General features: G+C 58.8%; 12 protein-coding genes. 8 read left to right on the top strand and 4 right to left on the bottom strand.

Annotation, left to right across the window (positions count from 1 at the left end):
* The first annotated feature begins 70 nt into the window (after positions 1–70).
* From dnaA to gyrB, 6 genes are all read left to right on the top strand, one after another.
* Positions 71–1,438 (top strand): chromosomal replication initiator protein DnaA, encoded by a 1,368-nt coding sequence (gene dnaA / locus ACRY08_RS03155; RefSeq protein WP_432448391.1) that lies wholly within the window; start codon positions 71–73, stop codon positions 1,436–1,438.
* Positions 1,439–1,575: 137 nt separating this feature from the next.
* Positions 1,576–2,694 (top strand): DNA polymerase III subunit beta, encoded by a 1,119-nt coding sequence (gene dnaN, locus ACRY08_RS03150; RefSeq protein ID WP_432448390.1) that lies wholly within the window; start codon positions 1,576–1,578, stop codon positions 2,692–2,694.
* A gap of 36 nt (positions 2,695–2,730) precedes the next feature.
* On the top strand, positions 2,731–3,837 hold the full coding sequence (gene recF, locus ACRY08_RS03145; protein ID WP_432448389.1) for a DNA replication/repair protein RecF: 1,107 nt from the start codon (positions 2,731–2,733) through the stop codon (positions 3,835–3,837).
* Positions 3,837–4,253, top strand: coding sequence for a VOC family protein (locus ACRY08_RS03140; RefSeq protein ID WP_432448839.1), 417 nt, complete (start codon positions 3,837–3,839; stop codon positions 4,251–4,253). The genes recF and ACRY08_RS03140 overlap by 1 nt, the downstream gene beginning before the upstream one ends.
* The gene (locus tag ACRY08_RS03135; protein ID WP_432448388.1) at positions 4,250–4,870 is read left to right on the top strand and encodes a LysE family translocator; all 621 of its coding nucleotides are present in this window, start codon (positions 4,250–4,252) and stop codon (positions 4,868–4,870) included. The genes ACRY08_RS03140 and ACRY08_RS03135 overlap by 4 nt, the downstream gene beginning before the upstream one ends.
* A 213-nt stretch (positions 4,871–5,083) precedes the next feature.
* Positions 5,084–7,501 carry a DNA topoisomerase (ATP-hydrolyzing) subunit B gene (gene gyrB, locus ACRY08_RS03130; RefSeq protein ID WP_432448387.1) on the top strand — a complete coding sequence of 806 codons (2,418 nt, stop codon included), beginning with the start codon at positions 5,084–5,086 and terminating at the stop codon, positions 7,499–7,501.
* 131 nt (positions 7,502–7,632) lie between these two features.
* Here the strand turns inward: gyrB and nagA are convergent, their stop codons facing one another.
* The 4 genes from nagA to ACRY08_RS03110 are packed head-to-tail and all read right to left on the bottom strand — an operon-like array spanning position 7,633 to position 11,461.
* On the bottom strand, positions 7,633–8,772 hold the full coding sequence (gene nagA, locus ACRY08_RS03125; protein ID WP_432448386.1) for an N-acetylglucosamine-6-phosphate deacetylase: 1,140 nt from the start codon (positions 8,770–8,772) through the stop codon (positions 7,633–7,635).
* Entirely contained in the window at positions 8,769–9,800 is a 1,032-nt protein-coding gene (locus ACRY08_RS03120; RefSeq protein ID WP_432448385.1) for an SIS domain-containing protein, read from the bottom strand. Before ACRY08_RS03120 ends, nagA begins: the two co-directional genes overlap by 4 nt.
* A 21-nt stretch (positions 9,801–9,821) precedes the next feature.
* Positions 9,822–10,577, bottom strand: a complete 756-nt coding sequence (locus ACRY08_RS03115; protein WP_432448384.1) for a GntR family transcriptional regulator — start codon at positions 10,575–10,577, stop codon at positions 9,822–9,824.
* A complete protein-coding gene (locus tag ACRY08_RS03110) occupies positions 10,574–11,461 on the bottom strand; it encodes a BadF/BadG/BcrA/BcrD ATPase family protein (RefSeq protein WP_432448383.1) in 888 nt (295 codons plus the stop codon). The genes ACRY08_RS03115 and ACRY08_RS03110 overlap by 4 nt, the downstream gene beginning before the upstream one ends.
* Before the next feature lie 171 nt (positions 11,462–11,632).
* On the opposite strand from ACRY08_RS03110, the gene ACRY08_RS03105 reads away from it, so the two are divergent.
* Both ACRY08_RS03105 and ACRY08_RS03100 read left to right on the top strand, forming a co-directional pair.
* Positions 11,633–12,526: an N-acetylmuramic acid 6-phosphate etherase gene (locus tag ACRY08_RS03105; protein ID WP_432448382.1), complete on the top strand. Its 894-nt coding sequence runs from the start codon at positions 11,633–11,635 to the stop codon at positions 12,524–12,526.
* Between the two features lie 21 nt (positions 12,527–12,547).
* Positions 12,548–13,801, top strand: a complete 1,254-nt coding sequence (locus ACRY08_RS03100; protein WP_432448381.1) for an ABC transporter substrate-binding protein — start codon at positions 12,548–12,550, stop codon at positions 13,799–13,801.
* Positions 13,802–13,832: the final 31 nt, after the last annotated feature.

Raw genomic sequence — 13,832 nt, 5'->3', positions numbered from 1 at the left:
GCGTGTAGGTTTTGGTTTGAAGAGACTGCTTGCGAACGGTCTTAAAAAGAAGAGCTCGGGTCGAGGTAATATGACAAACGAAGAATGGGGACAGGTCCGTAACAAGCTGCAGAAAGCAGTGGGACAGAACAACTATACCAACTGGATTGAGCCCCTTGAATTTGCACAGCTGGACAACGGGGTGGCGACCTTTCTGGTGCCAACCAATTTCATGGGCAATTGGGTGGAACGCAATTTCGGCGACAAAATCCTGAGCTACATGATTGGCGCGGGACTGTCGGTCAATCGTCTGATGTTCTCAGTCCCCAAATCCGGTGCGGCTGAAAAGCCAGCCGCGGTTGCCAAGACCAATGGTGTTGGTGCTGCTGCCGCGGCTGTGTCAGATGATCACGATGACCTGCCCGGTGCGGCGCTGGATGCGCGGTTCACCTTTGACAGTTTCGTGGTCGGCAAGCCTAACGAGCTGGCCCATGCCGCCGCGCGCCGCGTGGCCGAGGGTGGCCCGGTCACCTTCAATCCGCTGTTTCTTTACGGCGGCGTTGGGCTGGGCAAGACCCACCTGATGCACGCCATTGCCCATGAAATGAAGACCCGCCAGCCCGAACTGCGCGTTGTTTACCTGTCGGCCGAACAGTTCATGTATCGCTTTGTTCAGGCGATCCGCGAAAAGCAGATGATGGATTTCAAACAGCTGTTCCGCTCGGTTGATGTTCTGATGGTGGATGACGTTCAGTTCATCGCCGGCAAGGATTCGACGCAGGAAGAGTTCTTCCACACGTTCAATGCGCTGGTGGATCAGAACAAACAGATCATCATTTCTGCTGACCGCGCCCCGGGCGAGATCAAGGACCTTGAAGATCGCATCAAAAGCCGTCTGCAATGCGGCCTTGTGGTGGATCTGCACCCGACCGACTACGAGTTGCGTCTGGGTGTGTTGCAAAACAAGGTCAACGCTTATCGCGAGCAATACAAGGGTCTGGTGATTGCCGACGGCGTGCTGGAGTTCCTGGCGCATCGCATCTCGACCAATGTGCGGGTGCTTGAAGGTGCTTTGATGCGGCTGTTTGCTTTCGCCTCGCTGGTGGGTCGCGAGATCACGCTGGAGTTGGCACAGGATTGCCTTGGTGACATTTTGCGCGCGTCAGATCGCAAGGTCACGGTCGAGGAAATTCAGCGCAAAGTGTCTGAGCATTACAACATTCGCCTGTCCGATATGATTGGCCCCAAGCGCGTGCGCACCATTGCCCGCCCGCGGCAGGTGGCGATGTATCTGGCCAAGCACATGACCTCGCGGTCACTGCCCGAGATCGGTCGCCGGTTTGGCGGTCGTGATCACACAACGGTCATGCATGGCGTCAAGCGGATCGACGAGCTGAAGGGCATCGACGATCAGATTGCCGAGGATCTGGAGCTTCTGCGCCGCGCGCTGGAAGCCTGACAGGGTGCTTGCAAGGGTGGGTTTTGGGCCTTAAGGCCTTGACCCGCCCGACAAACCAATGGACATTCCGGGTAACAAATTGAGCCGGGCGGCGCGCGATAGCTGCGCGCGGCCCAGGTATCTGTCAGGAGTGGGATATGAAGATCAGTATTGAACGCGGCGCACTGTTGAAAGCCGTGGCACAGGCGCAATCAGTTGTAGAACGCCGCAACACCATTCCGATTCTGGCCAATGTTCTGATCGAGGCCGAGGGCGACAGCGTGTCGTTCCGGGCAACCGATCTGGATATTGAAGTTGTCGACAAAACCGCTGCGATGGTTGAGCGCGCAGGGGCAACCACCGTGTCCGCCGTGACCCTGCACGAGATTGTCCGCAAGCTGCCCGATGGTGCGCTTGTTCAGCTGACTGATGACGGCGCCACCGGGCGTCTTAGCGTCGAGGCGGGGCGCTCGAACTTCTCGCTGGCCACCCTGCCGAAGGAAGACTTCCCGGTGATGGCGTCGTCCGAATACTCGGCCAACTTCTCGGCCCCGGCACCGGTGCTGCGCCGCCTGTTCGACAAGTCCAAATTTGCCATTTCGACCGAGGAAACGCGGTATTATCTGAACGGCGTCTATATGCATGTGTCTGACGCAGATGGCGGCAAGGTGCTGCGCTGCGTGGCCACGGATGGTCACCGTCTTGCGCGCATTGATGCGGATCTGCCTGCGGGTGCCGAAGAAATGCCCGGCGTGATCGTCCCGCGCAAAACCGTGGGCGAGCTGCGCAAGCTTCTGGATGATGACGAAGCGGTGATTGCTGTGTCGGTCTCGGAAACCAAGGTGCGTTTTGCAACCCCTGCGATCACTCTGACCTCGAAAGTCATCGACGGCACCTTCCCTGACTACACGCGCGTGATCCCTGCCGGAAACACCCGCAAGCTTGAAGTGGATGCTAGCGAATTTGCGCAGGCCGTCGACCGCGTTGCCACCGTGTCTTCCGAACGGTCGCGTGCCGTCAAGCTGCAGTTGGACGAAGACAGGCTGGTGCTTTCGGTGAACGCGCCTGACGCGGGCGCGGCCGAGGAAGAGCTGGTCGTCGCGTACAATGACGAACGGCTCGAGATTGGGTTTAATGCGAAGTACCTGCTCGAGATCGCCAGCCAGGTGGACCGTGAAAACGCTGTCTTCATGTTCAATTCGTCCGGTGACCCCACCCTGATGCGCGAAGGCAATGACACCAGCGCCGTTTATGTTGTCATGCCCATGCGTGTGTGACCTGTCCGTCATTGAACCGCTGACAAGGAGGGCGCGATGACACTCGCCCTTCGCGAGCTGACACTCAGCCATTTCCGAAGCCATAAGCTGGCGCGCTTGTCACTGGATGGGCGCCCGGTTGTGCTGCATGGGCGCAACGGGGCAGGCAAAACCAACATACTCGAAGCGGTGTCTATGTTGTCGCCGGGGCGTGGATTGCGCCGGGCGGGTCTGGACGAAATGATCCGCAAACCTGAAGCCGTGGGGTGGAAAATCACGGGCGTGATGAAAAGTCTTCATCACGTGCACGAGGTGGAAACCTGGGTCGAAGCCGGGACGTCCCGGCAGGTGAAGATTGATGGAAAAACCGCGCCGCAAGTCGCGCTAGGGCGCATTGCGCGGGTTGTTTGGCTGGTGCCGGTGATGGACCGGCTTTGGGTGGACGGCGCCGAAGGGCGGCGACGGTTTTTGGACCGTATGACCATGAGCTTCGAGCCGGGGCATGCGGATGCTGTTCTAAGTTATGAAAAGGCCATGCGCGATCGCAACAGGCTGTTGAAAGACGGGCAGCGGGATGGGCAATGGTATGGCGCATTAGAGGCGCAGATGGCGCGCTCAGGGGCGATGATCATTGCCAACCGAAACCAGGCTGTGGCGCAGTTACTATCAGCTCAGAAAGAGGCCGAGACCGCATTTCCCGTGGCGGACCTCTCTATGACCCAGCCGGTTGGGGAGGATTTACCCGAAGACAGCGCAGATCTTGCGCTGGCTTTCGCGGAAAGCCGTTCGCGTGATCTGATGGCTGGCCGCACGCTTGTGGGCCCGCATCGCAGTGATCTGGCGGCGGTCTATGCGGCCAAGGGCATTGCTGCCCGGGATTGTTCAACGGGCGAGCAGAAAGCGCTATTGGTGTCGTTGATATTGGCGAATGGGCGCGCACTGGCAGAAAGCTTCGGCGCCCCGCCAATCTTGTTGCTGGACGAGGTTGCCGCGCATTTGGATGCCGGACGGCGCGCAGCGCTTTATGACGAGATTTGTGCGCTGGGCGCGCAGGCTTTCATGACCGGCACTGGTCCGGAATTGTTCGCCGAACTGGGTGCGCGCGCCAGCCATTTTGAAGTGACCGAGGTCGATGGGATCTCGGATGTGCAGGAGGTGACATGATGAAAAGCAACCGGGTTACGTTGATCACGTTGGGCGTGAAGGATCTGGACCGTGCTGTCTCCTTCTACGGCGCAATCGGCTGGTCGCCATCTGAAGTGATGGAGAAGGTGGCCTTTTACGACATGAATGGCATGAAACTGGGTTTTTATACGCTTGAAGGGCTTTCCGAGGACATGAAGCGCCCCGTCCAGAGTTTGGGAACCGGCGCGATGACTCTCGGGCAGAATTTTCCAACAGAAGCCGAGGTTGATGCGGCCTACGACGCGGCCATTACCGCCGGGGGCAATGTGGTCACCCGGCCTGAAAAAATCTTTTGGGGTGGGTATTCTGGATATTTCTCCGACCCTGACGGGCATGTCTGGGAATATGCGATGAATCCTTACTGGCCGCTGGATGAGGACGGCCACCTGGCATGACAATCTCGCCCGCTGAACTCGGCTTCTACATATTTGGACTGTTCATTCTGTTTTTGACACCGGGGCCGGTCTGGGTGGCGCTGGTCGCACGGGTTTTGGCAGGTGGATATGCGCAGGCCTGGCCGCTGACGCTTGGTGTTGCGGTCGGAGATATCTTCTGGTCCGTTTTGGCCGCGCTGGGCATGGGCTGGGTGGCCGCCAGCGTCGAAGGGGGGATGTTGGTGCTGCGCATCATCGCGGCACTCTTCTTTCTTTGGCTTGGTATCACGATCATCCGGTCGGCTGGCCAAAAAGTGACTGGTGACGGGCGGCTAACGCGGCCAGGTATGCTGGCAGGTTTCGTGGCGGGATTGATCGTGATCTTGTCAAACCCCAAGGCCATTTTGTTCTACATGGGGGTTTTGCCGGGGTTCTTCGACCTCTCGCGCCTGACGGGTGTTGATATTATCGCGATCGCGGTGGCGTCCTTCATCGTACCCTTGGTGGGCAATCTGATCCTGGCGTATTTTGTTGATCGTGCCCGTGTTCTGTTGTCGTCCGAGAGCGCACTTACGCACATGAACTACGCGGCCGGAGGCCTGCTGGTTATGGTCGGACTGGTGATCCCTTTCGTCTAAAGCGTTTCGAGATTAGCTTGAGACAAAAGTTGATTTCGAAACGCCCGCAACATCAATAGGTTCCGCGCGTTTCGCCTGACTATTGTGCCTTAACAATACGTCGAAACGCTTTAGGAAAAACATCGCCATAAAACCGCTAAATCTTGTGTCACATGCGTGACAATCCTGTGCGGAAACACTATATTTTCCGGAACGAACAACAGGAAGTCCCACATGACTGACGACGCGCAGAACGGTGCCGAATACGGCGCCGAATCCATCAAAGTTCTCAAAGGCTTGGAGGCGGTGCGCAAGCGCCCCGGCATGTATATCGGTGACACCGATGACGGATCGGGTCTGCATCATATGGTTTACGAGGTCGTGGATAACGGCATCGACGAAGCATTGGCCGGTCACGCCGACGCGGTTACGGTCACGATCCATGCGGATAATTCCGTGTCGGTCAGCGACAACGGGCGCGGCATTCCTGTCGACACGCACCCGGAAGAGGGCGTTTCAGCCGCAGAGGTGATCATGACCCAGCTGCATGCCGGAGGGAAGTTCGATTCGAATTCCTACAAGGTGTCCGGCGGCCTGCACGGCGTTGGTGTGTCCGTTGTGAACGCCCTGTCCGACTGGCTGGAGCTGCGCATCTGGCGCGACGGCAAAGAGCATGTGGCGCGCTTTGAACGCGGCGAGACAGCGAAGCATCTTGAGGTCGTGGGCGAGTGTGGCGACCGCACCGGGACCGAGGTGCGCTTTCTGGCCTCGACCGACACATTTTCGAACCTCGACTATCAGTTCAAGACGCTGGAAAATCGCCTGCGCGAACTGTCTTTCCTGAATTCCGGCGTGCGCATCATCATCGAAGATGAACGTCCGGCCGAAAAGCTGCGCTCTGAGCTGCACTATGATGGTGGCGTGAAGGAGTTCGTGAAGTATCTTGACCGCTCGAAGACCCCTTTGATGGAAGAGCCGATTTTCGTGACCGGCGAAAAGGATGGCATCGGGGTCGAGGTCGCGATGTGGTGGAATGATGGCTATCACGAGAACGTGCTGCCTTTCACCAACAACATCCCTCAGCGCGACGGCGGCACGCATTTGGCGGGCTTCCGTGGGGCGCTGACGCGCACGCTGAACCTCTATGCCAACTCTTCGGGATTGGCGAAAAAGGAAAAGGTGAATTTCACCGGGGACGATGCGCGCGAAGGTCTGACTTGTGTTTTGTCGGTGAAAGTGCCGGACCCGAAGTTCAGTTCACAAACCAAGGACAAACTGGTGTCGTCGGAAGTGCGCCCTGCTGTCGAAGGTCTGATGAACGAAAAGCTGCAAGAGTGGTTTGATGAGAACCCGCAAATCGCGCGGATGATCGTCGGCAAAATCATCGAGGCCGCGTTGGCCCGCGAAGCCGCCCGCAAAGCCCGTGAAATGACGCGGAAGAAATCAACGCTTGATGTGGCATCGCTGCCCGGCAAGCTTGCGGATTGTCAGGAAAAAGATCCGGCCAAACGTGAAATCTTCTTGGTCGAGGGTGACTCTGCCGGCGGGTCTGCAAAGCAAGGTCGTTCGCGCCATGATCAGGCTGTTCTGCCTCTGCGCGGTAAAATCCTGAACGTGGAACGCGCGCGGTTCGATCGGATGCTGTCCAGTCAGGAGATCGGCACGCTGATCACCGCTTTGGGCACCGGCATTGGTCGCGACGAATTCAACATCGAAAAGCTGCGTTACCACAAGATCGTCATCATGACGGATGCGGATGTGGATGGCGCGCATATTCGCACGCTTCTCTTGACCTTCTTCTTCCGCCAGATGCCGGAACTGATCGAGGGCGGGTATCTCTACATCGCGCAGCCGCCGCTTTACAAAGTGGCGCGTGGCAAGTCCGAGGTCTATGTGAAAGACCAGACCGCTCTTGAGGACTACCTGATTGATCAGGGCATTGAGGGCACCGTTCTGCGCCTGTCCAGCGGCGAAGAGATCGCCGGGGCAGATCTGGCGCGTGTGGTTGATGGCGCGCGCACGTTCAAACGTATTCTGGATGCCTTCCCCACGCATTATCCGCGCAATATTCTGGAACAAGCCGCGCTTGCCGGTGCGTTTGATCCGGGTCGTGCAGATGCCGATTTGCAGCGTGTGGCAGACGATGTTGCAGCGCGGCTGGACAAAGTGGCAGTGGAATACGAGCGTGGCTGGCAGGGTCGGATCACACAGGATCACGGCATTCGGCTGGCCCGTATTCTGCGTGGCGTTGAAGAGATTCGCACGCTGGATGGTGCCGTGCTGCGCTCAGGCGAAGCACGTCGCCTGTCCGAAGTATCGATGGACACGCGGGATGTGTATCGCGATAGCTCTCAGCTGTCGCGCAAAGATCGCGAGATCACGGTTCAGGGTCCGATCGGCCTGTTGAACGCCGTTCTTGCCGAGGGGGAAAAGGGCCTGACGTTGCAGCGCTATAAAGGGCTGGGAGAGATGAACCCCGATCAACTTTGGGAAACAACGCTTGACCCGGAAGCGCGCACGCTTCTGCAGGTAAAAGTGGATGATTTGTCCGAGGCTGACGACATCTTCACCAAGCTGATGGGCGATGTGGTGGAACCCCGCCGCGAGTTCATTCAGCAAAACGCGCTTTCCGTGGAAAACCTAGATTTCTAAAGCGTCCGACCTCTAACCTGAGCCGGGGAATTGGTCGGGCGCAGCGCAACATATCCATGTTTCGCGCGTCCTGCCCGATCTTACTGCTCTGTCGACCTACGTCTGGGATAGGGAGCAGGGTGGTGATAGCTTTACCCAAGAATTTCCAATTTGCTGAGATCATGGGAAATCCGTATCAGATCTGACAGGTTGCAATCTGGGTCCGTTGGGCCTTTTGTTGGCATCTTGATCAGTTGCGTCGGGGATTTTGTTGCCGCGCTAAGCGCTTCTGCAAGGGGCATACCGACCTTCGTCACCAGCATCCGTATAGCCGTGGTCAGATCAAGGTCTGCACCGGCAAGTGTCCCATCGTCCAGTGTCAGCTTACCGTCCTGGCGGTGAATGGTACGTCCGTTCAGTTGGAATTCTGTTGTGTCAGACCCCGCTACGGCCATGGCGTCGCTGACCAGAAATATGCGCCCGGGACCGGTCTTTGCTGACCAGGCAGCGCGGATGGTTTCCGGGTGGACATGGACCAAGTCCGCAATCAAACCTGTCGAAACCTCTCCGGCAGACAGGGCGGCCCCCACAAGGCCCGGTTCGCGATTGCCCAGTTGGCTCATTGCGTTGAACAGATGCGTGACGCAGCGCGCGCCCGCATCCATGTACCGCCTGCAGGTGTCATAGTCCGCGTCTGTATGCCCAAGTGACACCAGCACGCCTGCATCGGCCAAGGCCGCAACCTGCGCCTCGGACACATTTTCCGGAGCGATGGTTACTTTCAGGCAGGGCAGCGTGGCTGCCGCCTTTAGAAGCTCGGAGAGGTCATCATCCTGCATCGGTCGGATCAGCGCCGCGTCATGGGCCCCTTTGCGCGTGACGGACAGGTGCGGGCCTTCCAGATGAAGACCTGCGATGCCCGGCACCTTTTGTCTGATGGCGTCGGTTGTGGCGGCAATTGCCGCGCGTGTGTTTTCAGCCGTGTCGGTGATCAGGGTGGGCAGAAACCAAGTGACCCCCAATGCGCGATGGGCGCGTGACATGCGTTCAAGGGTTTGGACCGATGGATCATCGCCCAGCATGATCCCGTCGCCGCCATTGACTTGCAGATCAACATAGCCGGGGCTGAGGATGTCCCCTGCCAGATCGACTACCTGGCCGATATCTTCGATTTCGGTGTCGCGGCCAAAAGCGCTCAGCACGCCGTTTTCGAAACGGACAGCGTGTGCGTCGTGGAATTCCGACCCATCAAAGATGCGCCCATTGCGAAATGTCACCGCCGTTTGTGTCATACCGTTTCTGTCACTTTCTTCAAGTGGCGCGGTGTGTCCGGGTTGATCCCGCGGCGGGCCGCGACGGTTTCAACCATGCCATAAAACGAGACGATCGAGGCGATCGGGTCGGTGATCCAGTGATCGGTGCGCACATGGGGCAGGCAGGTGGCCGATTTGACCCGGTTCGAGGTCGCGAAGGCAAGTGCCCCCTTGTCGGCGAGCGTATCTGCCACTTCCGCGACACTGTCTTCGGCCGCATCCTGTGCGGCAAACGCGATCACAGGGAAACCCGGTTCGACGATGGAAACCGGACCGTGCAGCACTTCGGCCGACGAATAGCTTTCTGCATGGATTTGGCTGGTTTCCTTGAACTTCAGGGCCGCTTCATTCGAGATCGCCCAGCTTGGTCCGCGCCCAAGTGTGAACAGGGACCGCCCGTCGACGGCTTCGACTACCGGGGACCAGTCGCATTCGGTTGCCTCTTGAAGGTGTCGGGGCAATGCATGAATGGCTGTGATCAGCTCGGCATCGTCCTTTAACTGCGCCAGAAGCCAAAGCCCGGCGACAAGAGAGGTGACGAATGTCTTGGTCGCTGCCACGCTCAGCTCTGGGCCGGCATGGATGGGCAGGGTCGCCGTGGTCGCATTGGCCAAAGGTGAGTCGGCGTCATTGGTGATCGCCACAGTATAGGCGCCGGTCTTGGCGAAGGCCTCTGTCAGGCGCACAATGTCCGGGCTTTGGCCTGACTGAGATACCGAGATACAGAGCGACCCTTTGCCCGCCACGTCGACGCCATAAATCGATTTGACCGACGGTCCGACCGAGGCCATCGGCAGGCCCAGAAGCAGCTCGCTTACGTATTTTAGATAGGTTGCCGCGTGATCCGATGACCCACGTGCCACGGACAGAAGAAAACGCGGGTCGCAGGCGCGGATTTCCTCGGCCGTGGCCAGAACGCCCGCGCGCCCTTCGGTCAACAGCCGTTCAACAGCGTCGGGAATTTCATTGATTTCGCGCCGCATGCGCGTTGTCGGTTGGTTTGACATGTCAGGCAGCCTTCATGTTGTTCAATTGGAGAGGCGCAGCTCGGCCACGAAGTCATAGGCGTCGCCGCGATAGACAGATTTGGTCAGCTCGGCCACGCGGCCACTGTCCAGATAGGAAATGCGCTGAATGCTCAGCCCGGCGGTGCCTTCTGCCACGCCCAGAAGATCTGCATCCTCGGGGTCCAGATTTATCGCCGAGATCTTTTGTACGGCCCGAACCGGGCGATTGCCGCTTTGTTCAAGCACTTCGTAGAGTGATCGCGATACTTCGATCGGGTTGGGCAGGATGTCCATGGGCAGCGATGCGCGTTCCAGCGCCATGGGTTGGCCACCGGCTTCGCGCAGACGATAGATGCGTGCGACGGAATCGCCCGTGGCAAGCCCCAGCGTCAGCACCTCTTCTGGCGATGGGATGAAAACGCCACGTTCCAGCCAGCGCGACGTGGTCTCAAGCCCCCGGCGCCTCATGTCCTCGGTGAAGGAAGTCAGGTGGGACAGGGACTGTTCGACCCGCGCCACCGGGGCGCGTACAAAGGACCCGGACCCTTGCCGCTGTTCGACAATGCCAGATTTCACCAGCTCTTGAATGGCCTTGCGCACGGTGACGCGTGACAGGTCCGTGATCTCTGCAATTTCGCGTTCGGGCGGCAAAGAGCTGTCCGGAGGCAGTATGCCCTGTTCGATCGCGTCTTCAAGGCGACGGCGGAGTTGTACGTAACGCGGGCCAGAGCTTTGCCCCAGCCAGGCTTGCGGGTCGAGGAAATCAGAGGCGGTCATGCGGTGATCTCCTCGCTGAATGCTTGCGCCAGTGCCAATGCGCCGGACAAAGGGCTGCCCAGCGGGGCGGCGATGCAGCTTTGCATGGTGTCCGGCAGGTATGGTGCATAGTGGGGGGCAATTCCGCCCGTCAGGCAGATGGTCATGCCGGGCAACCAACCCAACACTGGCAGAGCATCCGCGATGCTGTCACCGGCTTCTTGCATCACTTTTCGGGCTAGCCGGTCTTTGTCTTCCGCATGTGCTGTCACTTGCGGAGCTAGCGCCCCAAATTCAGACGGGCGCGCGGTTGCGGCAAAGGCAACAATGCCTGCAGCGCCTGAGAAGCGGTCAAGGAAATACCGGGACAAGGCGCTGTGGTCGCATATGCCATCCACTGCGTTCAATGTCATTGTCAGGCCGCGTCGCCCTACCCATTGCGCAGATGCCGGGTCACCCAGCACGGGCCCCCAGCCACCCGCAAATCTCCGACGTCCATCTGACTGCGCGGCCAGAAATGATCCGGTGCCACAATGCGCCACGATACCGTCTTTCGCGCCCAATGCACCGACAAGCGCGGACGGGCGGTCGTCTTCAACCAGGATATGTTCGAATGGCAGCGCCTTGGCGGCCCGGTCAGCAATGGCTTCACCGGCGACACCTGCAAGCCCGACATAGGCGGGAAATTTGGACAAGGCGGCCAGAGACAGACCGGTGCGCGCAGCAAGTTGGTCCAGTCCGCGGATAAGTTCTGAAATTCCAGCGTCAAAATCCGTTGTGACATTGGCTGAGCCAAGTTCGACAATCGCGTCTTCCTGCCTGTCCCTTAGGGCGAGGCGGCAGCGCGTTCCGCCGCCATCAATGGCAAGAACGGGTGAAGTGGTATGGGTCGTCATGCGATTCATTCTGATACCTATATAATACCTTTTCGAACATTGAAAGAGCCAACTGGCAATTGCCTACGCGAAATAGCTGGTTTTGCGCCCAACTTTGCCCGTGGATGGGCGGCTAAAACAAAATGGTAGACAAATGGTATCTAATAGGTATGTTATTTGCCAATCCAAGGGGGGAATCGCGTGTCGCAAAAGGTCACGGAACAATTGCACGTCGCCGCAAAGGGGCTGGATAAGCAGCCGCTGGACGAGATTGCTGTGCTTCTTTCGCAAGGGCAGGGTGATGCCGCTGCCGCTGTAGATGCGGCGGCCCCTTTTATTGCGCAAGCAAGTCGATCGATGGCGACCTGCATCGCGCAGGGTGGTCGTTTGCACTATGTGGCGGCGGGCTCTTCCGGTTTGATGGCCGCGGCCGATGCGATGGAGTTGGGGGGGACGTTCTCCATCCCACCTGCCCAGATACGCATTCACATGGCAGGTGGATTGCCCACCAGCGCCGAGATGCCGGGTGGCACAGAAGATGAAACGGATCAGATACAGGCCAGCCTGAACGATATAACGGCGCAAGATTGCGTGATTGCCGTCTCGGCCAGTGGCACAACCCCTTACACACTCGAAGCAGCCCGCCTTGCAAAAGCTGCGGGGGCCACCGTGATTGGCATCGCCAACAATGCAGGCACGCCTTTGCTGAAGCTTTCCGACCATCCGATCTTGCTGGCGACGCCGCCTGAAGTTCTGTCTGGGTCGACCCGCATGGGCGCGGGCACCGCACAAAAGATCGCGCTGAACAGCCTGTCGACATTGATGGCAGTCGAACTGGGTCATGTTCACGACGGCATGATGGTCAACCTGACCGCCGACAACGCCAAGCTTGTCACACGTGCGCGCACGATCGTGGCGCAGATTTCAGCTGTGGATGATGCAGTTGCTGCGGATGCCTTGTCACAGGCGGGCGGTCAGGTGAAGCCGGCCATTTTAATTGCCTGCGGCGTGGGCGGTCTTGAGGCCGCTCAGGCGCAACTGATTTCCAGCAAAGGGCGTCTGCGTCCGGTGCTGGAGAAACTTAAAAACCAATAACCAAACCCCTGGGAGGAAAACATGAAACGCAACATTATCTCACTGGCCCTTGCTGGAACGGCGCTGGTCGCGACCAGCGCCTATGCTGAAGATGTCACGCTGACCATCGAAAGCTGGCGCAATGACGACCTGACCCTGTGGCAGGACAAGATTATTCCGGCCTTTGAGGCCGAACACCCCGGCATCAAGGTGAAGTTCACCCCGTCGGCCCCTGCGGAATATAACGCAGTTCTGAACTCGAAGCTGGACGCGGGCTCTGCCGGTGACCTGATCACCTGTCGCCCGTTTGACGCCTCGCTTGCGCTGTATGATGCCGGTCATCTGGCTGATCTGGGCGGCATGGAAGCCATGGGCAACTTCTCGGACGTGGCGAAATCTGCGTGGCAGACCGATGATGGCTCGGCCAGCTTCTGCGTGCCGATGGCATCGGTGATCCACGGCTTCATCTACAATAAAGATGCCTTTGCCGAGCTGGGCATCGAAGTTCCAAACACCGAAGCCGAGTTCTTCGCCGCCCTCGATAAGATCAAGGAAGATGGCAGCTATATCCCGATGGCGATGGGCACCAACGACCAGTGGGAAGCCGCAACCATGGGCTACAACAACATCGGTCCGAACTATTGGAAAGGTGAGGAAGGTCGTCTGGCGCTGATCAAAGGCGAACAGAAACTGACCGACCCGCAGTGGGTAGCGCCTTATGCGACGCTCGCCAAATGGGGCGGCTATCTGGGGGACGGCTATGAGGCCCAGACCTATCCCGACAGCCAGAACCTGTTCACGCTGGGCCGTGCTGCGGTTTATCCGGCCGGTTCGTGGGAAATCTCGGGCTTCAACGCTTTGGTTGACTTCGAAATGGGCGCCTTCAAGCCGCCCGTCCAGAATGCGGGCGACACCTGCTATATCTCGGACCACACCGATATCGGCATCGGTATGAACGCCAAGACGGCCAACCCGGAAGCGGCAAAAACCTTCCTGTCTTGGGTCGCCAGCCCCGAGTTCGCGTCGATCTTCGGCAACGCCTTGCCCGGTTTCTTCCCGCTGTCCAGCACGCCTGTTGAGCTGGAAGACCCGCTGGCGAAAGAGATCGTCGGCTGGCGCGGCGAGTGCGAAAGCACTATCCGCTCGACATACCAGATCCTGTCGCGTGGCACGCCGAACCTGGAAAATGACACCTGGGGTGCATCGGTTGCCGCCATCAAAGGCACCTCGTCGCCCGAAGAGCTTGGCCAGAAATTGCAAGACGGTCTGGCTAGCTGGTACGCACCGCAACAGTAACCTCCCTCTGTTGCAAACGACCCGGACGCTT

The organism is Aliiroseovarius marinus (genome assembly GCF_050881025.1).
Taxonomy (GTDB): domain Bacteria; phylum Pseudomonadota; class Alphaproteobacteria; order Rhodobacterales; family Rhodobacteraceae; genus Aliiroseovarius; species Aliiroseovarius marinus_A.
This window is presented reverse-complemented; position numbering and strand designations above follow the sequence as displayed.

What these genes read in the sequence shown, in the direction of transcription:
- ACRY08_RS03140 (WP_432448839.1), top strand. Translation starts at nt 3,837, where the DNA reads ATGAAAAGCAACCGGGTTACGTTGATCACGTTGGGCGTGAAGGATCTG.
- recF (WP_432448389.1), top strand. Translation starts at nt 2,731, where the DNA reads ATGACACTCGCCCTTCGCGAGCTGACACTCAGCCATTTCCGAAGCCAT.
- dnaN (WP_432448390.1), top strand. Translation starts at nt 1,576, where the DNA reads ATGAAGATCAGTATTGAACGCGGCGCACTGTTGAAAGCCGTGGCACAG.
- ACRY08_RS03135 (WP_432448388.1), top strand. Translation starts at nt 4,250, where the DNA reads ATGACAATCTCGCCCGCTGAACTCGGCTTCTACATATTTGGACTGTTC.
- gyrB (WP_432448387.1), top strand. Translation starts at nt 5,084, where the DNA reads ATGACTGACGACGCGCAGAACGGTGCCGAATACGGCGCCGAATCCATC.
- ACRY08_RS03100 (WP_432448381.1), top strand. Translation starts at nt 12,548, where the DNA reads ATGAAACGCAACATTATCTCACTGGCCCTTGCTGGAACGGCGCTGGTC.
- ACRY08_RS03120 (WP_432448385.1), bottom strand. Translation starts at nt 9,800, where the DNA reads ATGTCAAACCAACCGACAACGCGCATGCGGCGCGAAATCAATGAAATT.
- dnaA (WP_432448391.1), top strand. Translation starts at nt 71, where the DNA reads ATGACAAACGAAGAATGGGGACAGGTCCGTAACAAGCTGCAGAAAGCA.
- nagA (WP_432448386.1), bottom strand. Translation starts at nt 8,772, where the DNA reads ATGACACAAACGGCGGTGACATTTCGCAATGGGCGCATCTTTGATGGG.
- ACRY08_RS03110 (WP_432448383.1), bottom strand. Translation starts at nt 11,461, where the DNA reads ATGAATCGCATGACGACCCATACCACTTCACCCGTTCTTGCCATTGAT.
- ACRY08_RS03115 (WP_432448384.1), bottom strand. Translation starts at nt 10,577, where the DNA reads ATGACCGCCTCTGATTTCCTCGACCCGCAAGCCTGGCTGGGGCAAAGC.